This is a genomic window from Rhodoferax sp., from assembly GCF_039922535.1.
GTDB lineage: Bacteria > Pseudomonadota > Gammaproteobacteria > Burkholderiales > Burkholderiaceae_C > Rhodoferax_B.
This window is the reverse complement of record NZ_JBDTEM010000354.1, coordinates 1-22,158: the sequence shown is the minus strand read 5'-3', so window position 1 is coordinate 22,158 and position 22,158 is coordinate 1. Positions and strand designations below refer to the sequence as shown.

The window sequence follows — 22,158 nt, the reverse complement described above, 5'->3', positions numbered from 1 at the left end:
GCCAAACAGCACGTTGGCAATGGCCGGGCCGCCCTGCACGCCGGGATACCAGGCCTCCAGCACGGCGTTGACGTTGCCCAGCCAGGGCATGGTGACGGCAGTGCCGGTTTCCAGTACCACCACGCTGCGCTTGGCGACCGCCGCCACGGCGGTGATCAGCCCATTCTGGTCGTAAGCCTGGTTGGCCGGGTCGGCGGCGTTGTTGGGCAGGCTCAGGTTGGGCAGGTCCGCCCCTTCGGTTTGCCACTGGGTGGCAAAGACGATGGCGACATCGGCCGCTGCGGCTGCCGTGGCCGCTGCCGCAGCGTCGCTACCGTCCAGGTAGGTGACGGTGGCGTTCGGTGCCAGGGCCTTGATCGCGGCCAGCGGTGAAGATTTGTACCAGGTGGCGCAGGTACTGAACAGGCCCGCGCCGGGGACCAGGCAGGTGACGGCGTTGCCGTCCCGCGCGGGCACGGCACCGGAGCCACCGCCAGAGATCACGCCCGCATCCGCGTGGCCGCCAATCACCACGATGGTTTGCGCCGCCGTGGCACTCAGCGGCAGCACGCTGGCAGTGCCACCCGTGGGCGTGGCGTTTTTCAACAACACGATGGACTGCTCGGCCACCTTTTGGGCCGCAACATTACCGGCGGCCTGGTCGATGCTGCCACCGGCCTTGGGGGGCGATGCCATCACGCCGCTGGCGTACAGGGTGCGCAGCTTGCGCTGCACCATGTCGTTCAGGCGGGCCATGGGCACGGTACCGGCCTGCACGGCGGCCTTGAGCTTTTGGTTGAAATAGGTGACGGGCAATTGGAAACCGCCCAGGTTGGCCCCTACGCTGTCATCGGCAGCGCCCGCCTCCTCCTCGTCCAGCCCGGCGTTGGCGGCACGCACGGTGTCGGTCACCGCAAAGAACCAGTCCGACTGGACGATGCCCTTGAAGCCCCATTCGGTCTTGAGCACGTCGGTCAGCAGGTAGGGGCTTTCGCAGGCTTGCAGGCCGTTGACCAGGTTGTAGGCGCACATCACGTTGCCGGGCGCACCGTCCTTAACACCGATCTCGAACGGCAGCAGGTACAGCTCACGCAGGGTGCGCTCGTCGATGACCGAGTTGGAGCCAGCCCAGCGGTTGGTTTCCTGTTCGTTGCCCGCGTAATGCTTGATGGTGGCAATCACCTTTTGCGACTGGGTGCCCAGCGTGCGCTGCGCGATCATGTTGCCCGCCAGCACCGGGTCTTCGCCCATGTACTCAAAAGTGCGGCCATTGCGTGGCTCGCGTGCCAGGTTGACACCGCCGCCCAGGCCTTCGGCAAAGCCCAGCGTGCGCAGTTCGGTGGCGATACCGCTGCCGTAGCTGTGGGCCAGCGCCGGGTCCCAACTGGCCGCCAGGGCGATGGGGGCCGGGTACGGCGTGGCGTTTGAGCCCACCACGTTGACCCCGCCGGCCGAGTCGGCATTGGTCAGGTCGGGTATGCCCAGGCGGGGAATGCCCTTCACCACGCCGGCTCCGCCAAGGGCTTCGGGCAGGCCATAACCCGCGCCGTGGACCAGCTGGATCTTCTCGTCTAGCGTCATCTTGGCCAGCAGGTCGCTGGCTTGCTGGTCGGCAGTGGGGGGGGCATCGTCACCGCCGCAGGCGGCGAGAAGTCCGGCGGCCAGCATGGCGGCGATCAAGGGGCGTTGGATATACATGTTTTGTCTCCTGGTATTTTTTGGATTGGTTTTGGGTAACCAATGCCACTGTAGCCAGGGAGACCGCTGCGCATTTGACCGCCGGTAGCGGGATTTATCCCAGCGTTGCAGCCGGTTCAGAAATTGTCAAACGGCCCCCGTTTTTGCGGTACTGCGACGGCGACATGCCGAACGCGCCGCTGAAAAACCGCGAAAAGCTGCTGAGTGACGCAAAGCCCAGCAAGTCGCTGATCTCGGCAATCGCACAGGGCTGCAGCAGCAGGCGCTGGGCCTCGGCGGCGCGCACCTGGCCCAACACGTCTTGAAAATGGGTGTCTTCCAGTTGCAGGCTGCGGTGCAGGCTCCAGCGCGAGGTTTGAAAATGCGCGCAGGCGGCGGCCAGCAACTGGTTGTCCGGGCCGATGGCATCGCCCGCCGCAATGGCGGTGGCCAGAAAGCGTTGCAGGCGCAGCGCAAACGTGTCTGGCGGCTGCAGCCGGGCCAGGTCGGCACCCGCCTGCGCCAAAAAGAAGCCATGCAGGGCCGGGTTGTGCTGTGCGTACGGCTGGTCGCTGGCGGGCACCGCCACCCGCAAAAAGTTGCGCTCTTGCCCGAACCGTACCTCACAGCCAATTTCACGGCGCAGCAGGGCGACGCTGGCAAACGGCTGGCCAGTCAGCTCCAGCACGCAGGCCCGCGCGCCCTGCGGGTCGTAGTGGCGCACGATGTCCAGCAGCAGGAAGAAGTTGCCAAATGCGCTCAATGCCACGTTGTCGGGGTCGTCCTGCAGGTAGCCAAACTCGAACTGCGCGCCCTCGCGGTGGCAGGTCAGCGTGTCCACATTGCCGATCAGGCTGCGGTAGTGCAGATAAGCGCCCAGGCCCTGCACCAGGCTGGGCGCATTGGCCACCACCGCGTACAGGGTGGGCAGCACCTGCCAGCGCGTGGGCATGTCCAGCTCGAAAAATTCTGGCGAAAACGGCAACTGCTGCGCCAACCGCATCATGGCCAGGTGCTTGTGGGCCGGTATGCGGGCCTGCGCAGACTGCACTTCCCACGCGGAGATGCCCGTCAGGCGCTGGAACTCTTGCGGGCCGATGCCGTTGCGCTCGGCAGTTTTCAGGGCGTAACGCGCCAAAAAACTGGCCACGGACTTGGTTGCCGGTGCCAGCAGGCCCGGTGCGATGCTTTTACCCATAAAAACCACCTCCAGCGCAGAATCTATCTGCGTTAGTAGCTATTGTTTTCGAATCCTACATCCGCACGCCGCTTTTCGCGTCAAACCAGCTCACCTGCGCGGCGGCCACATGCAGGCCTACGGTGTCGCCGGGCTTGACGCTGACCTGCGGGGCGGTACGCACGGTGACCAGGCCCGCCGCGGTCTTGACCACCACATAGGTGTCGGCCCCGGTGGGCTCCACCAGGCTAACCTCGCCGCGCCAGCCAGAGGCATCGGCCAGCTCAATGTGCTCGGGGCGCAGGCCCAGCAGCGTATCCACGCCCGGCAGCGGGCAGTCCAGCGGCAGATTCGCACCTTGTATAGAAAATTGGCCGCTAGCGTCTGCAGAGCCTGCGCGGCCAGCTATTAAATTCATAGTAGGCGAGCCAATGAAGCTGGCGACATAAGTATTGGCCGGGCGGCTGTAGATGTCGTCGGGCGTGCCCAGTTGCTGCAGCACGCCGTCTTTCATCACCGCGATGCGGCTGCCCAGGGTCATGGCCTCGATCTGGTCGTGGGTCACGTAGACGCTGGTGATGCCGCTGACCTGGTGCAGGCGCTTGATTTCGGCCCGCATCTCGACCCGCAGCTTGGCATCCAGATTCGATAGCGGTTCGTCGAACAAGAACAGCTGCGGCTGGCGTGCCAAGGCCCGGCCCATGGCCACGCGCTGGCGCTGGCCACCTGACAGCTGCGCGGGGCGGCGGTCTAGCAGGTGGGTGATTTGCAGCATGGCGGCGACTTCGTTGATGCGCTTTTCGCGGTCGGCCTTGGGCACTTTGCGCATTTCCAGCGCAAAGCCGATGTTTTCGGCCACGCTCATGGTGGGGTACAGCGCGTAGCTTTGGAACACCATGGCGATGTCGCGCTGGGCCGGGGCCACGCCCACCACGTTGCGGTCGCCGATGCGAATGTCGCCCTCGGTGGGCTCTTCCAGCCCGGCAATGATGTTGAGCAAGGTGGACTTGCCGCAGCCGGACGGACCGACCAGGATCAGAAATTCACCCGGGGCCACGTCGATATCGATGCGCTTGAGCACCTCGACCATTTTGTCGCCGTTGCCGAAGGTTTTGCGGATGCCTTGAATGTGGAGTGCGGATGCCATAATTTTTATCCCTTGACGGCACCAGCCGTCAGTCCTTTAACGAAGAATTTGCCTGCCAGCACGTAGATGAGGATGGTGGGCAGGCCCGCGATCACGGCAGCGGCCATGTCGACGTTGTAGTTTTTCACGCTGCTGGTGGTGTTAACCATGTTGTTCAGGCCCACGGTGATGGGCTTGCTGTCCGCACCGCTGAAGGCCACGCCGAACAAAAAGTCGTTCCAGATATTGGTGAATTGCCAGATCAGCGTGACCATCACGATGGGTGTGGACAGCGGCACGATGATGCGGATAAAGATGCGCCAGAAGCCCGCGCCGTCGATGCGCGCAGCGTTGACCAGCTCTTTGGGAATAGCGGCGTAATAGTTGCGGAAAAACAGCGTGGTGCCCGCCAGACCGGCCAGGCAGTGCACAAAGATCAGCCCGTACACCGAGCTGGAAATGCCCAGCCAGCCCAGAATCTGGCTCATGGGCAACAGCACCACCTGGAACGGCATGAACACGCCAAACAGCATGAAGCCAAACAGCACTTCGCTGCCCTTGAACTTCCACAGGCTCAGCACGTAGCCGTTGATAGCGCCCCACAGCGTCGAGATGATCACCGCCGGAAACACGATCAGCACCGAGTTCCAAAAGAACGGCTGCAGCCCCCGGCAGTCGGTGCCGGTACAGGCGCTGGACCAGGCCAGCGTCCAGGCTTCAAAGTTCAGACCGTGCGGCAGGCTGAGCAAATTGCCACTGCGGATTTCTTCCGCGTCCTTGAACGAGGTGGCCAGCATCACATACATGGGTGCCAGGAAAAACAGCGCCGCAATGAACAGCACGCCGTAGATCAGCACACGGGAAAGACTCTTACCGATCATGGGGTTTGCTCCGCAGTTCACTGTACAAATAAGGCACCACGATGGCGGCAACCGTGGCCAGCATCATGGTGGCGCTGGCGGCACCCAGGCCGATCTGGCCGCGGGTAAAGCTCATGACGTACATGAAGGTGGCGGGCACGTCGGTGGCATAGCCGGGGCCGCCGCCGGTCAGGGCCATCACCAGGTCGAAGCTCTTGATGGACAGGTGCGACAAGACCATCACGGTAGAGAAAACCACCGGCCGCAAAATCGGCAAAATGATGCGCCAGTAAATGCGCGGCAGGCTGGCACCGTCGATCTGTGCGGCCTTGATGATGCTGTCGTCGATACCGCGCAGCCCTGCCAAAAACAGGGCCATGGCAAACCCGGCAGACTGCCAGATACCGGCAATCACCACGCAGTAAATCGCGGTGTCGCTCTGCACCAGCCAGTCAAAGCTGAAGCTGCTCCAGCCGATGTCGTGCATCAGCTTCTCTAAACCCAGGCTGGGGTTGAGCATCCACTTCCAGGCGGTGCCGGTGACGATGAAGGACAGCGCCATAGGGTACAAATAAATGGTGCGCAGCAGGCCTTCGGCGCGGACCTTTTGGTCCAGCACGATGGCCAGGGCCATGCCGATCAGCATTGCGCCGCCCACGTACAGCACGCTGAAGATGCCCAGGTTCTTCAGGGCCAGCCACCAGCGGTCCATCTCAAACAATTTGGCGTACTGCGCCAGGCCGACGAATTCGTCGTAGTTGGGCAGCATGCGCGACGCGGTCACCGACAGCACGCCGTTCCAAATCATCAGCCCGTAGATAAAGGCAAAGCCCAGCACAAAGCCGGGCGCAACCACCAGCTTGGGCAGTGCCTGCTCAAAATTCAGTTTCATAGATTTCGCTCTCGCAATGGACAAAAAGCCCCCCGCCTGCGGCGAACCACAGTCGGGGGGCTAGACCGAAGAATTACTTGGTCTGGGCGGCGGAGGCGATGTTCTTCATGGCGGCGTCGACACTGATCTTGTCGTCGTTCCAGAACTGGCTCACAGCGTCCTTGATCGCACCTTCAGCCGCGGGGCTGACAGCCATGCCGTGGGCGATGGAAGGCACCAGGCTACCGGTCTTGGAGGTGGTCACAAAGTCTTTGGCCGACTGCTTGGCGCAGTCGTCAAACTTGTCCAGGTTCATGTTCAAACGCACGGGGATCGAGCCCTTGTTCAGGTTGAAGATTTCCTGGAACTCGGTGCCCATGATGGCGGCAGCCAGGTCGCCCTGGGCTTTTTGCGCATCGGCCGACTTGAGCTTGAACATGGCGAACGAGTCGATGTTGTAGGTGTAGGCTGTGGCGGTGCCGGGGGCGGCAGCACACAGGAAGTCCTTGCCCGGCACCTTGCCAGCGGCCAGGAACTCGCCCTTGGCCCAGTCGCCCATGAACTGGAAGCCGGCCTTGCCCTGCATCACCATGGCGGTGGTCAGGTTCCAGTCGCGGCCTGCGGAGGCGGCGTCGGTGTAGCCCTTGATCTTGCGGAAGGTTTCCAGCGAGGTCTTCATGGTGGGGCTGTTCAGCGCCTTGGGGTCGAGGCGCACCAGCGCATCGCTGTAGAACTTGGCACCGCCCACGCCCAGCACCACCGATTCAAAGGTGGTGAAGTCTTGCCAGTTCTGGCCACCGTGCGCCACGGCGATCAGGCCGGCAGCCTTGATCTTGTCGGCGGCGGCGAAGAACTCGGGAAAGGTCTTGGGCATGCCGGCCACACCGGCTTTTTTCAGCACTTCGGGGTTGGCCCAGATCCAGTTCACACGGTGCACGTTGACCGGTACGGCCACGTAGCTGCCCTTGTACTTCATGCCGTCGGCCACGGCCTTGGGCAGCAGGCTGTCCCATTTTTCGGCCTTGGCCACGCTGTCCAGGTTGGCCAGCACGCCTTCAGCAGCCCACTCTTGGATCGCAGGGCCCTTGATCTGGGCGGCGGCTGGGGGGTTTCCCGAAACCACCCGGCTCTTCAACACCGTGGCGGCGTTGTCGCCACCGCCACCGGCCACGGCGAAGTCTTTCCAGACGTGGCCCTTGGCCTGCATGATCTTCTTCAGTTCGGCGACCGACTTGGCCTCGCCGCCCGAGGTCCAGTAGTGCAGCACTTCGACTTCACCGGCGTGCAATGCACCTGCCGACACCACTACAGCCATGGCCAGCGCTACTTTGGAAAGCTTCATCATCAATCTGTCTCCTGGATTTGCCGCCTCGCAGAAGTAGGAGGCCGGGGCAAAGGTTGGGTTCAGCGCGGCACCATGCCTAGCTGAGGGTCGTAATTTTCTATTAATTAATGAATTATGAATATTAGGGCTTTCCCTCTATTGGCCTAGAAATACTACATATTTCATAGCTACCAGCGCAGATAGATATTGCGCCAGAAGCACTTTTTACACGTAAAACGTCGGTCGCTCCACCCTGCCCGCTTATCATCGCGGCCATGCTTGCCAAGTTCACCAGTTTCATTTTGTTAGGCATCGTACGGCTGCTGACCGGGGCCCAAGCCCGCTGGTACGGCTGCCCGCCCAAGGCCGAACAGCGTATTTACTTTGCCAACCACCAGAGCCACGTCGATCTGGTACTGATCTGGGCCGCCCTGCCGACCGAGCTGCGCAGCATCACCCGCCCCATTGCCGCCAAAGACTACTGGACCAACTCGCGCTTCAAGAAATGGCTGACCAGCGCCGTCTTCAACGCCATCTACATTGACCGCAGCCGCACCAAGGAAAAAAATGGGGGTCAGATTCCAATTTCGCAGGGCGCAGATGCGCCCTCAGACATGCCCGGCAACGGGCAGGCGAATTTGGAATCTGACCCCCATTTTTTTGACCCGCTGGAGCCGCTGGTGGACGCGCTAGAGAGCGGCGATTCCATCATCCTGTTCCCCGAGGGCACGCGGGGCTTTGCGCCCGAGCCCCAGCCCTTCAAGGCCGGGCTATTCAACCTGGCGGTGCAGTTTCCGCAGGTGGTGCTGGTACCCACCTGGATCCACAACGTGCAGCGGGTGATGCCTAAGGGCGAGGTGATTCCGGTGCCGGTGCTGTGCTCGGTGACCTTTGGCACGCCGATGCAGGTGGAGCCGGGCGAAGAGCGCCGGGCGTTTCTGGACCGGGCGCGGCTGAACGTGATCGCCCTGCGAGACATATGAACCAATTTTTACGCGCTCTGAGCGGCAGCCAGCAGGTGGCCGCGCTGTTTTTTCTGGTGTTTGGTGTGCTGTCGCTGGCCAGCGCCGCACTGCTGCTGGTGTCGCTGCGCGAGCGCGATGACGGGGACTTCAAGGCCGCCTTCGGCTCCGACCTGAACGACCTGCGCCTGGTGCTGAAAAACACCTGGTTCATGGCCGCCACCTTCTGGCTGGGTTGGGTGCTGGGCGGCTGGTTTGCGATCAGCCTGTTTGGCCTGGTGGCGTTTTTTGCGCTGCGCGAATTCATCACCCTGTCGCCCACCCACCGGGGTGACCACCGCAGCCTGATCCTGGCGTTCTTTGTGGTGCTGCCGGTGCAGTTCTGGATGGCGGGCGGGCGGCATTTCGACCTGTTCACGGTGTTCATCCCGGTGTACGTGTTTCTGGCCCTGCCGCTGGTGGGCGCGCTGGCCGACGATCCGCACCGCTTTCTGGAGCGCAACGCCAAGATGCAGTGGGGCATCATGGTCTGTGTCTACGGCACCAGCCACATCCCCGCCCTGGTGCGCCTGGAAATCCCCGGCTACGCCGACAAAAGCGCTTTTTTAGTGTTCTTTCTGGTGCTGGTGGTGCAGACCTGCATGCTGGTACAGCACCTGGCCTCGCGCAAACTCAAACGCCCACCGCGCGCGCCGCACATCAGCCAAAGTTTCAACTGGACCAGTTGGGCGATGGGCGTGGCCGCTGGGGGCCTGGCGGGTGGTTTGCTGGCGGGCATCACGCCTTTCAAACCCGGCCAGGCCCTGGCCATGGCGCTGATCGCCTGCGTGGCAGGCACGGCCGGCCATTTGGTGATGAAGGCCCTGAAACGCGACCGCGGCATCACCAACTGGGGCAGCCAGGGCCAGTCCATCACCGGCGCGACCGGCCTGCTGGACCGGGTCGATGCCCTGTGTTTTGCGGCGCCGATCTTCTTCCACTCGGTTCGTTGGTTTTTCAGGCTGTAGCGCATACTCTACCTGCACCACCAGCTACCAAATAAATAGCATGCGACTTCTCGGCATCGACCCCGGCTTACAGACCACGGGCTTCGGCATCATCGACGTGGATGGCTCCAACCTCAGCTACGTGGCCAGTGGCACCATCAAGACCACGCACCTGGACCTGGGGCAGTTACCTGCGCGCATCAAGATTTTGTTTGACGGGATTTGCGAGGTCTGTACCCGCTACGAGCCCGATGCCGCCTCGGTGGAAATCATCTTTGTGAACGTGAACCCCCAGTCCACCCTGTTGCTGGGCCAGGCGCGCGGAGCCAGCTTGGCGGCGCTAGGGCACAGCAACATGCCGGTGGCGGAATACACCGCGCTGCAGATGAAAAAAGCCGTGGTCGGCCACGGCCGGGCCGACAAGACCCAGGTGCAGGAGATGGTCAAACGCCTGTTGAAACTGCCTGTGTTGCCCGGCAAGGATGCCGCCGACGCGCTGGGCATGGCCATCACCCACGCGCACGTGGGGCATGCGATGGCCCGGTTGGCGCAAGCGACACCGCTAACCCGTAAAACCAGCGGCATGTACCGCGACGGACGCATCAACTAAAGACTCAGGCCAGCCGCTCCAGAATCAGCACCGTGAAAAATCCAAACGCCGCCAGCAGCGTCCACTTCAGCACCGCCCAGCCCCAGCGCAGGTAGCGGCGGTCGCGCGTACCGACATAGAAAGCGAAGGACACACCAGCGCCCAGCAGCAGGAAAAGGATGGCCCAGCGGAACAGCAGCATTGCCCAGCTACCAGGCGCGGGCGAGTTGGGCGAAGCCGCTGGGGGCCTTGGATGCGTCGTCAAACGTGACGATTTCCCAGGCTTCGGTGTTCAGCATCAGGGCGCGGATCAGCTTGTTGTTCAGCGCGTGGCCGGACTTCATGGCGCTGTAGCTGGCCAGCAGGGGTTTGCCCAGCATGTACATGTCGCCCATCGCGTCCAGCACCTTGTGCTTCACGAATTCATCGTCGTAGCGCAGACCACCAGCGTTGAGCACTTTGTAATCGTCCATCAGGATGGCGTTGTCCATGCCGCCACCCAGGCCCAGGCCGTTGGCGCGCAGCATCTCGGCATCGCGGGTGAAGCCGAAAGTGCGGGCGCGGGCGATGTCGCGGATGTAGGAGCCCGAGCCCAGGTCGAACTCAACATGCTGGCCGGTCGAATCTACCGCCGGGTGGTCAAAAATGATGTCAAAACTCAGCTTGTAGCCGTGGTACGGCTCCAGCCGGGCCCACTTTTCTGCCATACCCGTGCCTTCGCGCACTTCCACGGGCTGCAGCACGCGGATGAAGCGGCGCGGGGCTTTTTGCAGTTCGATCCCTGCGGTTTGCAGCAGGTAGACAAAAGCCCCGGCCGAGCCGTCGAGGATAGGCACTTCTTCGGCGGTGATTTCCACAATCAGGTTGTCAATGCCCAGGCCAGAGCAGGCCGACATCAGATGTTCGACGGTGGACACCTTGGTCGAGCCGCTGGAGACGGTAGTGGCCATGCGGGTGTCGGTGACCGAGGTAGCGGTCATGGCGATGTCCACCGGCACGGGCAGATCGGTACGGCGAAACACGATGCCGGTATCCGGCGGTGCCGGGCGCAGCGTCAACTCGACCCGCTGGCCGCTGTGCACGCCCACACCGACGGCACTGGTGAGGGACTTGAGGGTTCGTTGCTGCAGCATTTTGTAATTTTAATTGGCGGGTGGATAACCCGTGATCAGCAAGCTTGATGGATCAAATTGAGAACCGCTATGGCCATCAACCCATTCATAGACACGCTACGCGACAAGCGCCCCACTCCCGGGGCGCCCGTTCGCGCACATCCTCAGTCTGCCTGCTTGCGCAGGAAGGCCGGGATTTCATAGTCGTCCATGCCGCCGGAAGACAGCGCATCCACCCGGGCACTGGCCTGGGTGCGGTTGGGCGTGCGCCAAACCGCGGGGCCGCGCAGCGACTCGTAGTCAGGCTGGGCATTGCCAATACCCATGCCATTACCGTTGCCTTGCACGGGCAGCGTAAAGCCAACGTTGTCGGTACCCGTGCGCTGCACCACCACTTGCAGCGGGGCTGCCACGCGGCGTTTGCTCAGACCAGTGGCCACCACTGTGACGCGGATCTTGTCGCCCAGGCCGTCGTCGTAGGCCGTGCCGTAGATCACGTGCGCGTCGGGCGAGGCGTAGGCGCGGATGGTGTTCATGGCCAGCTTGGATTCGTTCAGCTTGAGCGAACCCTTGGCCGCGGTGATGAGCACCAATACACCCTTGGCACCCGACAGGTCGATACCTTCCAGCAGTGGGCAGGCCACGGCCTGCTCGGCGGCGATGCGGGCGCGGTCGGGGCCGTCGGCCACGGCAGTACCCATCATGGCTTTGCCGGGCTCGCCCATGACGGTGCGCACGTCTTCAAAGTCGACGTTCACATGGCCGGGCACGTTGATGATTTCGGCAATCCCGCCGACGGCGTTTTTCAGCACGTCGTTGGCGTGGGCAAAGGCTTCGTCTTGCGTCACGTCATCACCCAGCACTTCGAGCAGCTTCTCGTTCAGCACCACGATCAGCGAATCCACATTGGCTTCCAGCTCGGCCAGGCCGTTGTCGGCGTTGGCCATGCGTTTTGGGCCTTCGAAGTCGAAAGGCTTGGTGATCACGCCCACGGTCAGAATGCCCATTTCCTTGGCCACCCGGGCAATCACCGGAGCCGCGCCGGTGCCGGTACCGCCGCCCATGCCGGCGGTGATAAACAGCATGTGCGCACCCGCTATGGCCGCGCGGATGTCGTCCACGGCCAGCTCGGCCGCTTCACGGCCCTTGTCGGGCTTGCTGCCGGCGCCCAGGCCGCTCAGGCCCAGTTGGATGGTCTTGTGCGCCACGCTGCGGCCCAGGGCCTGGGCGTCGGTGTTGGCGCTGATGAACTCCACGCCCTGGACGTTGCAGCCAATCATGTGCTCGACGGCATTGCCGCCGCCGCCGCCGACACCGATCACTTTGATCTGGGTGCCCAGGTTAAATTCTTCGACTTCAATCATTTCGATAGGCATGTGGTTCTCCTTCATGGTGTCAATGGGGTGCTGTTACTTCAATATTCAAAAACGAAACGGGGTGACTTGGGACCAGGGTGGATGGCAGGCCCGCCATCGCCAAAGTGCCATACATGCAGGGCTGCCGCGCGGTAGGGAGTGGGTGGTGCGCATGGTTAAAAGTTCCCCACAAACCAGTCTTTGACGCGGCCGACCGCGGTCTTCATGGAGCCGTTTTTCTGTGCCACCTTGAAGCCACGGGCGCGGCCGATGCGGGCCTCTTCCAGCAGGCCCATCACCGTGGCGGCGCGGGGCTGCGAAACCATGTCGGACAGCGCGCCCCGGTACTTGGGTACACCGCGGCGCACGGGTTTCAAAAAGATGTCTTCGCCCAGCTCGACCATGCCGGGCATGACCACGCTGCCACCGGTGAGCACAATGCCGCTGGACAGCACGTCTTCAAAGCCCGACTCGCGAATGACCTGGGCCACCAGCGAATAGATTTCTTCGACGCGGGGCTCAATCACGCCCGCCAGCGCCTGGCGGCTCAGCATGCGCGGACCCCGGTCGCCCAGGCCGGGTACTTCCACCTGGGCTTCCGGGTCGGCCAGCAACTGCTTGGCGTAGCCGCTTTCAACCTTGATGTCTTCCGCGTCCTTGGTGGGCGTGCGCAAGGCCATGGCGATATCGCTGGTGATCAGGTCACCGGCAATCGGGATCACGGCGGTGTGGCGGATCGCGCCGTTGGTAAAAATGGCCACGTCGGTGGTGCCCGCGCCAATGTCCACCAGGGCCACGCCCAGCTCGCGCTCGTCTTCGGTTAACACCGACAGGCTGCTGGCCAGCGGGTTCAGCATCAGCTGGTCCACGTCCAGCCCGCAACGGCGTATGCATTTGATGATGTTCTCGGCTGCGCTTTGGGCGCCGGTCACGATGTGCACCTTGGCTTCCAGGCGGATGCCGCTAATGCCGATCGGCTCTTTCACGTCCTGTCCGTCGATGATGAATTCCTGCGGCTCCACCAGCAGCAGACGTTGGTCGGTAGAGATGTGGATGGCCTTGGCGGTTTCCACCACGCGGGCCACATCGGCGGCGGTGACTTCGCGGTCTTTTACCGCCACCATGCCGCTGGAATTGATGCCCCGGATGTGGCTGCCGGTGATGCCGGTGTAGACGTGGGATATCTTGCAGTCGGCCATCAGCTCGGCCTCTTTCAGTGCCATCTGGATGCTTTGCACGGTCGCGTCAATATTCACCACCACACCGCGCTTGAGGCCGTTGCTGGGGGCCACGCCAAAACCGGCCAGCTTGAGCTCCCCGCCTGCCAGCACCTCGGCCACCACCACCATCACCTTGGCGGTGCCGATGTCCACCCCGACGACTAAATCTTTGTACTCTTTTGCCATAGTGCGTCCTGTAATTCAATGGTCTATTGCTTTTGACTTGGGCACCGGTGCCGGTGTGGCCAAGGTGGTGACGCCGCGCAAGCGCAGGGCGTAACCTTCGGTGTAGCGCAGATCGGCCTGTTCGACGGCATCCACCGTGCGACCATATTCCTTGGCCACCTGGGCCACGGTGCCGATAAAGCGCTGCACGCGCTGGGTAATTTCTTCGGCCGTGCCACGGCCCAGTTCGAGCTCGCCACCGGCATCGGTCTGTATGTGCCAGCCGCCGCGTTTGGTCAGGGTCAGCTGGTCCAAGCTCATGTCCAACGGGGCTAGCAAGGGGGCCAGCGTGCGGTACATGCCCAGAATCTGGCCCGCCTGCTCTACCGGGCCGTCCAGGTGGGGCATGTCGTCGCGGTCCACCTCGCCGACGTTGGCCTCAAACACTTCACCGTAGTTGTTCAGCAGGCGCGAATCGCTATCGTCGCCCCAGTAGGCGGCGGCCTGCTGCTCTTGCAACACCACCCGCAGGCGGTTGGGGAACTCACGCCGCACCACCGCCTTGCGCACCCAAGGCACAGCCTCGAAAGCGGCCTTGGTGGCGTTCAGGTCCACCGTGAAAAAGGTGCCTTTGATCTTGCCGCCCAGGTTGGCGCGCAGCGTCACATCGTTGTTGTGCACCACATCGCCCACCACCGAAATCCCGCGGATGGCAAACAGCGGCTGGCGTGCCGTCCATTGCACCAGCGCCACCAGTCCGAGGACGAGCGCGCCCAGGAACAGCACCGTGGCGGTGGCGTTCATGAGTTTCACGTCCAAAGGAGCAGCGACTTTTTGCATATTCAGGCCGTCGGGATTCCGTAGTCCAGCGCGGCCGTTTGCAGCAGGCGCACGCACAGGGCTTCATAGCTAATGCCTGCGGCGCGCGCCGACATGGGCACCAGCGAATGGCTGGTCATGCCGGGCGCGGTGTTGATCTCCAGCAGGTAGGGCTGGCGGGTAGCCGCGTCGATCATCACGTCGGCGCGGGCCCAGCCACGGCAGCCCAGGGTCAGAAAGGCTTTGCGCACCAGCGCCTGGATCGCCGCCTCTTCGCCCTCGGGCAGGCCGCAGGGCACCAGATACTGGGTGGTGTCGGTGAAGTATTTGTTCTGGTAGTCGTACTTGCCTTCGGGGGCGACGATGCGCACCACCGGCAGCACCTCGGCCTGCGCGCCCGTGCCCAGTACCGGCACCGTCACCTCGTCACCGCTGACAAATTGTTCGCACAGCACATTGCTGTCCAGCTGCGCGGCAGCGACAAATGCCGCCTCGCAGGCTTCCAGCGTCAGCACCTTGGTCAGGCCAATGGACGAACCTTCGCGGGCGGGCTTGACGATCATCGGTGCGCCCAGCGCGCCAAAGGCGTGGCGGGTCGCCTCGGCGCTGTCCACCTCGAACCAGCCGGGAGTGGGCAGGCCTTCGGCACGCCAAATGCGCTTGGTCATGACCTTGGCGATCGCGATGCTGGAAGCCATGACACCGGAGCCGGTGTAAGGAATACCCAGCAGCTCCAGCGCGCCCTGCACCGTGCCGTCTTCGCCAAAGCGGCCATGCAGGGCGATGAAGCAGCGCGCAAAGCCTTCGCGCTTGAGGTCGCCCAGATCGCGTTCTGACGGGTCGAACGCGTGCGCATCGACACCCTGGCTGTGCAGCGCGGCCAGCACGCCGTTGCCGGACATGAGCGACACCTCGCGCTCCGCCGACGCGCCGCCCATCAACACGGCCACTTTTCCGAGATTTATAGAATTTAGGGTCATAGCGCAGGTGCTGCCTGCGCAAGCAGCTCTTTTTTCGATAGCAAATCAACCACCTTGCCCGGTACAGCACCGATGGAGCCTGCGCCCATGCACAGCACCACATCACCGTCGCGGGCGGTGTCGGCAATCGCCTGCGGCATGGCGGCGATGTCGTCGACGAAGACAGGCTCCACCCGGCCCGCCACGCGCAGGGCACGGGCCAGCGCGCGGCCGTCGGCGGCGACGATGGGGGCCTCGCCCGCGGCGTAGATTTCGCCCAGCAGCACCACATCGGCCTCGCCAATCACCCGCACAAAATCTTCAAAGCAGTCACGCGTACGGCTATAGCGGTGCGGCTGGAAGGCCAGCACCAGGCGACGGCCCGGAAACGCGCCGCGCGCAGCCGACAAGGTGGCCGCCATTTCGACGGGGTGGTGGCCGTAGTCGTCCACCAAGGTAAATGTGCCGCCGTCTTTGGCGGGCTGCTCGCCGTAGGGCTGGAAGCGGCGGCCCACACCTTCAAAAGTGGCCAGCGCACGCTGCACAGCGGCATCGGGGAGGTCCAACTCCGCGGCGATGGCGATGGCCGACAACGCGTTCAGCACGTTGTGGCGGCCTGGCAGGTTCAACACCACGTCCAGGTCCGACAAGACCACCCCATTGCGACGCTGCACGGTGAAGTGCATCTGGCCGCCCACGGCCCGCACGTCCACGGCGCGTACCTGGGCACCCTCGTCAAAACCGTAGCTGGTGACGGGGTTGGTCACCTCGTCCACGATGGCGCGTACGCCAGGGTCGTCGGTGCACAGAATAGCCGTGCCGTAGAACGGCATGCGGTGCAAAAAGTCCACGAAGGCCTTCTTCAAGTTATTGAAGTCGTGGCCGTAGGTTTCCATGTGGTCGGCATCGATATTGGTCACCACCGCCATCACCGGCAGCAGGTGCAGGAAGGAAGCGTCGGATTCGTCAGCCTCCACCACGATGTAGTCACCGGTGCCCAGGCGGGCATTGGCCCCGGCGCTGTTCAAGCGGCCACCGATCACAAAGGTCGGATCCAGCCCGGCCTCGACCAGCACGCTGGCCACCAGGCTGGTGGTAGTGGTTTTGCCGTGTGTACCGGCAATGGCAATGCCCTGCTTGAGGCGCATCAGTTCGGCCAGCATCAGCGCGCGCGGCACGATAGGTACCTTGTTCTCGCGCGCGGCCAGCACTTCGGGGTTGTCGGCCTTGACGGCGGTGGAGGTGACGATGGCGTCCGCCCCCGCCACATTGGCCGGGGTGTGGCCGATGAAGGTGGTGATACCCAAGCCGCCGAGTCGGCGCAGCGTGGCGCTGTCGCTTTGGTCCGAACCCGAGACGGTATAGCCCAGCTTGTGGATCACCTCGGCAATGGCCGACATGCCGGAGCCGCCGATACCGACGAAGTGCAAATGGCGTACGGCGTGTTTCATGGGCGTACCAGTCTTTCTAATTCATCGGCCACGCGCGCCGCCGCATGCGGCTTGGCCAGTGCGCGGGCCTGGGTGGCCATCGCCAGCAGTTGCCCGCGGTTCAGGCGGGTCAAAAGTTCGGCCAGACGTTGGGGTGTCAGCTCGGCTTGCGGCAAATGGATGCCGGCCTGCTTGTCGGCCAGCCAGGATGCGTTGTCGCGCTGGTGCGAGGTGGTGCTGACGACCAAGGGCACCAGCACGGCCGCCACCCCCGCAGCGCACAACTCGCTCACGGTGACGGCTCCGGCGCGGCACACGATCAGGTCGCACGCCGCCAACTCGGTGGCCATGTCGTCGATAAACGGCAGCACCTGGGCGGCGATACCCTGCTCGGCATAGGCCGCTTGCACAGCGGCCTGTTGGGCCACGCCGGTCTGGTGCACCACCTGGGGACGCTGGTCGGCAGGTAGTTGGGCCAGTGCCTGGGGCAGGCAGTCGTTGATGGCCTTGGCGCCCAAGCTGCCACCGACCACCAGCACCCGCAACGACCCTTGGCGACCTGCGAAGCGCTCGGCAGGCAGGGCGATGGACTCGATCTCGGCACGCACCGGATTGCCCGTGACCACCGCACGGCGAATGCCCTGTGTGGCCGGGCCTTCGAAGCCGAAAGCCACGCGGTCGGCCACCGGCAACAAAGCCTTGTTACTCATCAGCAGCGCGGCATCGGCATTCACCAACATCAACGGTTTGCCCAGCAGCGAGGCCATGAGTCCGCCGGGAAAACAGACATAGCCGCCCATGCCCAGCACGGCGCTGGCATGGCGCTGGCGCAGGATCTGCAGGCAGCTCCAGAACGCCGCCAGCATGCGCAAGCCGCCCGTCAGCGTATGCATAAGCCCCTTGCCGCGCAGTCCGCTGAAGGCGATCCGGTCCATGGCGATACCCGAGGGTGGCACCAGCTTGTTTTCCATGCCGTGCAAGGTGCCCAACCAGCTGACGGTCCAGCCACGCTGCTGCATCTCGCGTGCTACGGCCAAGCCGGGGATCACGTGTCCACCGGTACCTGCCGCCATGACGACCAAATGGCGCGCGCTCATATGCGTGCCCCGTGCATCAATTGCCTGTTTTCAAAATCGACGCGTAACACAACGGCCAAGGCCACCAGATTCCACAAAATCGCCGAGCCACCAAAGCTCATCAGCGGCAGGGTCAGGCCCTTGGTCGGCAGTGCGCCCAGGTTCACGCCCATATTGATGAAGGTCTGAAATCCCATCCACAGGCCTACGCCCTGGGCGACCAGGCCGGCAAACAAGCGGTCTAGCGCAATGGACTGGCGACCGATATGCATGATGCGGCGGATCAACCAGAAGAACAGGCAGATCACCGTGACCACCCCGACCAACCCAAACTCTTCGCCAATCACGGCCAACAAGAAGTCGGTGTGCGCCTCGGGCAGCCAGCTGAGTTTTTCAATGCTGCCGCCCAGGCCCACGCCAAAAATCTCACCCCGGCCAATGGCGATCAGCGAGTGGGTGAGCTGGTAGCCCTTGGCCAGTGCATTGCTGTCGCTCCAGGGGTCCAGGTAGGCAAAGATGCGTGCCCGGCGGTAATCGTTGAAAGCAATCATCATGCTGAACGCACCCACCAGGATGGTGGCGATCAGGAAGAACATGCGGGCGTTCACACCGCCCAAAAACAGAATGCCCATGGCGATCACGGCGATCACCATGAACGCCCCCATGTCGGGCTCGGCCAGCAGCAGCACGCCGATGGTGGCCACCGCCGCCCCCATCGGCCAGACAGCGCGCCAGAAGTTTTCTTTCACATCCATCTTGCGCACCATGTAGTCGGCCGCGTACACCACGATGGCGAACTTGGCCATCTCGGATGGCTGGAAGTTCATCACCCCCAAGGGTAACCAGCGCCGCGCGCCGTACACCACCTTGCCCACGCCAGGGATCAGCACCGCAATCAACAGCACCAGGGAGACGATGAACAGCCACGGAGCCCAGCGCTCCCAGGTGCGCATCGGCACCTGGAACGCGATCAGCGCCGCCACAAAAGCCACGCACAGAAACGCGGCGTGCCGGATCAGAAAGAAGTTGTGGTCGTACTTGGCGAAGCGGGGGTTGTCGGGCATGGCAATCGAGGCCGAATACACCATCACCAGCCCCCAAGCCAGTAGAGCCACCGTCACCCACAGCAAGGGCTGGTCAAAGCCGTGTACACGCGTAGGCTGGCTGGGCGTGCGAGAGAAACCGCTGGCACCGAGCTTGACCGGCAAGGCATCGGCGGCGGCCTTGGGCAGGCCCTTAAACCAATCACGAAACCGGGGCAGGGACATCTGGCTCATGCTGCGTCCTTCTGGTCGGCATCCGGCCCGGCATCGGCCAAAGCCATAACGGCTTCAATGAAGACCTGGGCGCGGTGCTCGTAATTTTTGAACATGTCAAAACTGGCGCAGGCGGGCGACATCAGCACGGCATCGCCGGGATGGGCGCGCTGGCTGGCGAGTTGCACCGCCTGGGCCATGCTCTCGGCATCGACCAGGGCGACACCTGCGTCTGCCAGTGCGGCGCGGATCTGCGGGGCATCGCGGCCGATCAGCACCACCGCACGGGCGTAGCGCGACACGGGTGCAGCCAGTGGTGTGAAATCCTGGCCTTTGCCCTCACCGCCCAGAATGGCAACGATGCGGCGCTCGGCCCCCAAACCATTCAGCGCGGCCACGGTGGCACCTACGTTGGTGCCTTTGCTGTCGTCAAAATATTCGATTTCGCGCACGGTATCGACCGACTCGACCCGGTGCGGCTCGCCCCGGTATTCGCGCAGGCCGTACAGCATGGGCGCCAGCGCGCAGCCTGCCGCCGTGGCCAACGCCAGGGCGGCCAGGGCGTTGACGGCGTTGTGGCGACCACGGATGCGCAGTGCGTCGGCGGGCATCAGGCGCTGGATGTACAGGTCGTCCGCGGCTTCGCTGCGTTTGCGCTTGGTTTCATCGGCCTCCATGGCGCGCACCAGCCAAGCCATGCCGTTGACGACTTCAATACCGAAGTCACCAGGGCGCTGGGGCATGTCGCCACCAAAGGTGGTGTGGCGGCGCAGTTGGGGCTTTTGCAGGCGCACGCGGATCGGCTCGGGCAGCATGGCCATCACGCCCGGGTCTTCGCGGTTGAGCAGCATCAAGCCATGCTGGCCAAAGACACGGGCTTTGGCAGCGCCATAGGCCTGCATGCTGCCGTGCCAGTCCAGGTGGTCTTGCGTGAGGTTGAGCACGGCGGCGGCGGTGGGCTCAAAACCGCGCGCCGCGTCGAGCTGGAAGCTGGACAGCTCCAACACCCAGACTTCGGGCAGGGTATCTGCCGCCATGTGGGCAGCCAGCGTATCCAGCAACGTGGGGCCGATATTGCCTGCCACGGCGACGGTTTTACCGGCACGGGCGACCAGTTGGCCAGTGAGCGAAGTCACCGTGGTTTTGCCGTTGGTGCCGGTGATGGCCAGCACGGCAGGCTGGTAACCCAGCGAGGCGGCGGGCACGGCGATAGCCACGGGCGCTTCATCGTCTTCCGACGGTAGTATTTCCTCTTCTTCCTCTTCTTCCTTTTCCTCCGGCTCAGGCTGCGGCTCTACGGCAGGAGCAGCTTGGCGCATATCCGCCAGCGCCTGGGCAAACAGATCCAGCTCGCCGCCCACCGGCAAGCCTGCCCGCTGGGCTTCGGCCAGCACGGGTGCCAGGGTTTCGGGCGACAGACCCGGCGAGCGGTATACGGCGCGCACGCCTTGCGCCAAAGCCGCGTTGAATGGGCCCGCGATGAACTGGGCCGTGGGAACTTCGGCCTGCAAGCTGGCCAGTTGGGGCGGGGCCTCGCGCGTGTCTGCCACGGTGACCTGCGCGCCATGCTGGGCACACCAGCGCGCCATGGCCAGGCCGGACGCACCGAGGCCCAGTATCAACACGGGAAGGTCTTGCAAGTGCCGCATCGTATTAACGCAGCTTCAACGTGGACAGGCCCACCAGGCACAGCAGCATGGTGATGATCCAGAAGCGCACGACGACCTGGGTTTCTTTCCAGCCGCTTTTCTCAAAATGGTGGTGCAACGGGGCCATCTTCAAGATGCGCCGACCCGCGCCGTATTTCTTCTTGGTGTACTTGAACCAGCTCACCTGCAGCATCACCGACAAAGCCTCGACCACGAAGATGCCACCCATGATGGACAGCACCACTTCCTGGCGCACGATCACCGCCACGGTACCCAAAGCGCCGCCCAGCGCCAGCGCGCCCACATCGCCCATGAAAACCTGTGCCGGATGGGTGTTGAACCATAAAAATGCCAACCCCGCGCCGGCCATGGCCGTGCAGAACACCAACAGTTCGCCCGCGCCGGGAATATGCGGCAAAAACAGGTATTTGGAGTAGACCGAGCTGCCCGTCACATAGGCAAATACGCCCAGCGCAGAGCCCACCAGCACCACCGGCATGATGGCCAGGCCATCCAGGCCGTCGGTCAAGTTGACGGCATTGCTGGAGCCCACGATCACCAGATAGGTCAGCACCACAAAGCCCAACACGCCCAGCGGGTAGCTGACTTCCTTGAAGAACGGCAGTTGCAGGCCCGCCTTGGGTGGCAGGCTCAGGTCAAAGCCCGACTGGACCCAGCTGAAAAACAGCTCCAGCACGCGCATATTGGAGTTTTCGGAAATGCTGAACACCAGGTACAGCGCCGCTACCAGACCGATCAGCGACTGCCACATGTATTTTTCGCGCGAGCGCATGCCCTCGGGGTCTTTGTTGACCACTTTGCGCCAGTCGTCCACCCAACCAATCGCGCCAAAGCCCAGGGTCACCAGCAGCACGATCCAGACAAAGCGGTTGCTCAAATCCACCCACAGCAGGGTCGAGATGGCGATGGACAGCAAAATCAACACGCCACCCATGGTGGGCGTGCCCTGCTTGGCCAGATGGCTCTCCATGCCGTAGCCACGGATGGGCTGGCCGATCTTCAGCGCCGCCAAACGGCGGATCACCATCGGGCCTGCCGCCACGCCGATCAGCAAGGCCGTCATGGCGGCCATCACCGCACGGAACGTGAGGTACTGGAACACGCGGAAAAACCCGAACTCGGGTGACAGGGTTTGCAACCACTGGGCAAGACTAGGCAGCACGGGGGGAATCCTCGGAATGTTGTTGTTTTTGTATAAAAGCCACGACCCGCTCCATCTGCATGAAGCGCGAGCCCTTGACCAGCACGCTGGCCATTTGGGGCAACAGCGACTGCACCGCCGAAAGCAAGGCATCAATGCTGTCGAAATGCTGGCCACCAAAGGCGCTTAGGTGGGCCGTCAACGGCCCCAAAGTCACAATCTGCTCGATGCCGCAGCGCTGCGCCTGGGCACCGGCTTCGGCATGGAACTGCGGGCCCTGATCACCCACCTCGGCCATGTCGCCCAGCACCAGCAGTCGCGGGCCAGGCAAAGCGGCGAGCACCGCAATGGCGGCCTGCACCGAGTCGGGGTTGGCGTTGTAGCTGTCGTCCACCACGGTCAGG

The 22,158-nt window shown here is 63.4% G+C and carries 21 protein-coding genes; 3 read left to right on the top strand and 18 right to left on the bottom strand.

From position 1 onward, the window contains the following. From ABI213_RS16790 to ABI213_RS16765, 6 genes are all read right to left on the bottom strand, one after another. On the bottom strand, positions 1 to 1,677 hold a 1,677-nt coding region (locus ABI213_RS16790), incomplete at its 3' end, for a glycoside hydrolase family 3 N-terminal domain-containing protein (protein WP_348027939.1). A 94-nt stretch (positions 1,678 to 1,771) separates the two neighbouring features. After that, positions 1,772 to 2,854, bottom strand: coding sequence for a helix-turn-helix domain-containing protein (locus ABI213_RS16785; protein ID WP_348008961.1), 1,083 nt, complete (start codon positions 2,852 to 2,854; stop codon positions 1,772 to 1,774). 55 nt (positions 2,855 to 2,909) lie between these two features. Then, a complete protein-coding gene (locus ABI213_RS16780) occupies positions 2,910 to 3,980 on the bottom strand; it encodes an ABC transporter ATP-binding protein (protein WP_348008960.1) in 1,071 nt (356 codons plus the stop codon). A 5-nt stretch (positions 3,981 to 3,985) separates the two neighbouring features. Next, positions 3,986 to 4,840: a carbohydrate ABC transporter permease gene (locus ABI213_RS16775; RefSeq protein WP_348008959.1), complete on the bottom strand. Its 855-nt coding sequence runs from the start codon at positions 4,838 to 4,840 to the stop codon at positions 3,986 to 3,988. Next, entirely contained in the window at positions 4,830 to 5,711 is an 882-nt protein-coding gene (locus ABI213_RS16770) for a sugar ABC transporter permease (RefSeq protein ID WP_348027937.1), read from the bottom strand. Before ABI213_RS16770 ends, ABI213_RS16775 begins: the two co-directional genes overlap by 11 nt. Before the next feature lie 73 nt (positions 5,712 to 5,784). Next, on the bottom strand, positions 5,785 to 7,035 hold the full coding sequence (locus ABI213_RS16765) for an ABC transporter substrate-binding protein (protein WP_348009027.1): 1,251 nt from the start codon (positions 7,033 to 7,035) through the stop codon (positions 5,785 to 5,787). Between the two features lie 254 nt (positions 7,036 to 7,289). On the opposite strand from ABI213_RS16765, the gene ABI213_RS16760 reads away from it, so the two are divergent. The 3 genes from ABI213_RS16760 to ruvC are packed head-to-tail and all read left to right on the top strand — an operon-like array spanning position 7,290 to position 9,572. Beyond that, a complete protein-coding gene (locus tag ABI213_RS16760) occupies positions 7,290 to 7,997 on the top strand; it encodes a lysophospholipid acyltransferase family protein (protein ID WP_348009028.1) in 708 nt (235 codons plus the stop codon). Further along, on the top strand, positions 7,994 to 8,983 hold the full coding sequence (locus tag ABI213_RS16755) for a phosphatidate cytidylyltransferase (RefSeq protein ID WP_348009029.1): 990 nt from the start codon (positions 7,994 to 7,996) through the stop codon (positions 8,981 to 8,983). The genes ABI213_RS16760 and ABI213_RS16755 overlap by 4 nt, the downstream gene beginning before the upstream one ends. Positions 8,984 to 9,023: 40 nt before the next feature. Further along, positions 9,024 to 9,572: a crossover junction endodeoxyribonuclease RuvC gene (ruvC, locus tag ABI213_RS16750; protein WP_348009030.1), complete on the top strand. Its 549-nt coding sequence runs from the start codon at positions 9,024 to 9,026 to the stop codon at positions 9,570 to 9,572. 4 nt (positions 9,573 to 9,576) lie between these two features. On the opposite strand, the gene ABI213_RS16745 is transcribed toward ruvC, so the two are convergent. The 12 genes from ABI213_RS16745 to ABI213_RS16690 all read right to left on the bottom strand — a co-directional run. Beyond that, complete coding sequence (locus tag ABI213_RS16745) at positions 9,577 to 9,753, bottom strand: hypothetical protein (protein ID WP_348009031.1); 177 nt, start codon at positions 9,751 to 9,753, stop codon at positions 9,577 to 9,579. Between the two features lie 7 nt (positions 9,754 to 9,760). Continuing rightward, positions 9,761 to 10,684 (bottom strand): UDP-3-O-acyl-N-acetylglucosamine deacetylase, encoded by a 924-nt coding sequence (lpxC, locus tag ABI213_RS16740; RefSeq protein ID WP_348009032.1) that lies wholly within the window; start codon positions 10,682 to 10,684, stop codon positions 9,761 to 9,763. Between the two features lie 143 nt (positions 10,685 to 10,827). Continuing rightward, positions 10,828 to 12,039, bottom strand: a complete 1,212-nt coding sequence (ftsZ, locus tag ABI213_RS16735) for a cell division protein FtsZ (RefSeq protein ID WP_348009033.1) — start codon at positions 12,037 to 12,039, stop codon at positions 10,828 to 10,830. A 155-nt stretch (positions 12,040 to 12,194) separates the two neighbouring features. After that, entirely contained in the window at positions 12,195 to 13,424 is a 1,230-nt protein-coding gene (gene ftsA, locus ABI213_RS16730; protein ID WP_348027935.1) for a cell division protein FtsA, read from the bottom strand. A 15-nt stretch (positions 13,425 to 13,439) separates the two neighbouring features. Beyond that, the gene (locus ABI213_RS16725) at positions 13,440 to 14,243 is read right to left on the bottom strand and encodes a cell division protein FtsQ/DivIB (RefSeq protein WP_348009035.1); all 804 of its coding nucleotides are present in this window, start codon (positions 14,241 to 14,243) and stop codon (positions 13,440 to 13,442) included. Positions 14,244 to 14,245: 2 nt separating this feature from the next. After that, positions 14,246 to 15,202 (bottom strand): D-alanine--D-alanine ligase, encoded by a 957-nt coding sequence (locus tag ABI213_RS16720; protein ID WP_348009036.1) that lies wholly within the window; start codon positions 15,200 to 15,202, stop codon positions 14,246 to 14,248. Beyond that, positions 15,199 to 16,632: a UDP-N-acetylmuramate--L-alanine ligase gene (gene murC, locus ABI213_RS16715; RefSeq protein ID WP_348009037.1), complete on the bottom strand. Its 1,434-nt coding sequence runs from the start codon at positions 16,630 to 16,632 to the stop codon at positions 15,199 to 15,201. Before murC ends, ABI213_RS16720 begins: the two co-directional genes overlap by 4 nt. Further along, the gene (gene murG, locus ABI213_RS16710) at positions 16,629 to 17,708 is read right to left on the bottom strand and encodes an undecaprenyldiphospho-muramoylpentapeptide beta-N-acetylglucosaminyltransferase (protein ID WP_348009038.1); all 1,080 of its coding nucleotides are present in this window, start codon (positions 17,706 to 17,708) and stop codon (positions 16,629 to 16,631) included. The genes murC and murG overlap by 4 nt, the downstream gene beginning before the upstream one ends. Then, entirely contained in the window at positions 17,705 to 18,955 is a 1,251-nt protein-coding gene (ftsW, locus tag ABI213_RS16705; protein ID WP_348009042.1) for a putative lipid II flippase FtsW, read from the bottom strand. The genes murG and ftsW overlap by 4 nt, the downstream gene beginning before the upstream one ends. A gap of 5 nt (positions 18,956 to 18,960) precedes the next feature. After that, positions 18,961 to 20,592, bottom strand: a complete 1,632-nt coding sequence (gene murD, locus ABI213_RS16700) for a UDP-N-acetylmuramoyl-L-alanine--D-glutamate ligase (RefSeq protein ID WP_348009039.1) — start codon at positions 20,590 to 20,592, stop codon at positions 18,961 to 18,963. Positions 20,593 to 20,596: 4 nt separating this feature from the next. Then, positions 20,597 to 21,775 (bottom strand): phospho-N-acetylmuramoyl-pentapeptide-transferase, encoded by a 1,179-nt coding sequence (gene mraY, locus ABI213_RS16695; protein ID WP_348009040.1) that lies wholly within the window; start codon positions 21,773 to 21,775, stop codon positions 20,597 to 20,599. Continuing rightward, the coding region (locus ABI213_RS16690) for a cyanophycin synthetase (RefSeq protein ID WP_348027933.1) at positions 21,765 to 22,158 on the bottom strand (394 nt) is incomplete at its 5' end. The genes ABI213_RS16690 and mraY, both read right to left, overlap by 11 nt.

Bases quoted from the DNA above. Each gene is read 5' to 3' on its own strand.
- ABI213_RS16725 (WP_348009035.1), bottom strand. From the start codon at position 14,243: ATGCAAAAAGTCGCTGCTCCTTTGGACGTGAAACTCATGAACGCCACC.
- ABI213_RS16770 (WP_348027937.1), bottom strand. From the start codon at position 5,711: ATGAAACTGAATTTTGAGCAGGCACTGCCCAAGCTGGTGGTTGCGCCC.
- ftsA (WP_348027935.1), bottom strand. From the start codon at position 13,424: ATGGCAAAAGAGTACAAAGATTTAGTCGTCGGGGTGGACATCGGCACC.
- ABI213_RS16780 (WP_348008960.1), bottom strand. From the start codon at position 3,980: ATGGCATCCGCACTCCACATTCAAGGCATCCGCAAAACCTTCGGCAAC.
- ruvC (WP_348009030.1), top strand. From the start codon at position 9,024: ATGCGACTTCTCGGCATCGACCCCGGCTTACAGACCACGGGCTTCGGC.
- murD (WP_348009039.1), bottom strand. From the start codon at position 20,592: ATGCGGCACTTGCAAGACCTTCCCGTGTTGATACTGGGCCTCGGTGCG.
- murC (WP_348009037.1), bottom strand. From the start codon at position 16,632: ATGAAACACGCCGTACGCCATTTGCACTTCGTCGGTATCGGCGGCTCC.
- murG (WP_348009038.1), bottom strand. From the start codon at position 17,708: ATGAGCGCGCGCCATTTGGTCGTCATGGCGGCAGGTACCGGTGGACAC.
- ABI213_RS16765 (WP_348009027.1), bottom strand. From the start codon at position 7,035: ATGATGAAGCTTTCCAAAGTAGCGCTGGCCATGGCTGTAGTGGTGTCG.
- ABI213_RS16745 (WP_348009031.1), bottom strand. From the start codon at position 9,753: ATGCTGCTGTTCCGCTGGGCCATCCTTTTCCTGCTGCTGGGCGCTGGT.
- ABI213_RS16720 (WP_348009036.1), bottom strand. From the start codon at position 15,202: ATGACCCTAAATTCTATAAATCTCGGAAAAGTGGCCGTGTTGATGGGC.
- ABI213_RS16775 (WP_348008959.1), bottom strand. From the start codon at position 4,840: ATGATCGGTAAGAGTCTTTCCCGTGTGCTGATCTACGGCGTGCTGTTC.
- lpxC (WP_348009032.1), bottom strand. From the start codon at position 10,684: ATGCTGCAGCAACGAACCCTCAAGTCCCTCACCAGTGCCGTCGGTGTG.
- ABI213_RS16755 (WP_348009029.1), top strand. From the start codon at position 7,994: ATGAACCAATTTTTACGCGCTCTGAGCGGCAGCCAGCAGGTGGCCGCG.
- ABI213_RS16760 (WP_348009028.1), top strand. From the start codon at position 7,290: ATGCTTGCCAAGTTCACCAGTTTCATTTTGTTAGGCATCGTACGGCTG.
- ftsZ (WP_348009033.1), bottom strand. From the start codon at position 12,039: ATGCCTATCGAAATGATTGAAGTCGAAGAATTTAACCTGGGCACCCAG.
- ftsW (WP_348009042.1), bottom strand. From the start codon at position 18,955: ATGTCCCTGCCCCGGTTTCGTGATTGGTTTAAGGGCCTGCCCAAGGCC.
- ABI213_RS16785 (WP_348008961.1), bottom strand. From the start codon at position 2,854: ATGGGTAAAAGCATCGCACCGGGCCTGCTGGCACCGGCAACCAAGTCC.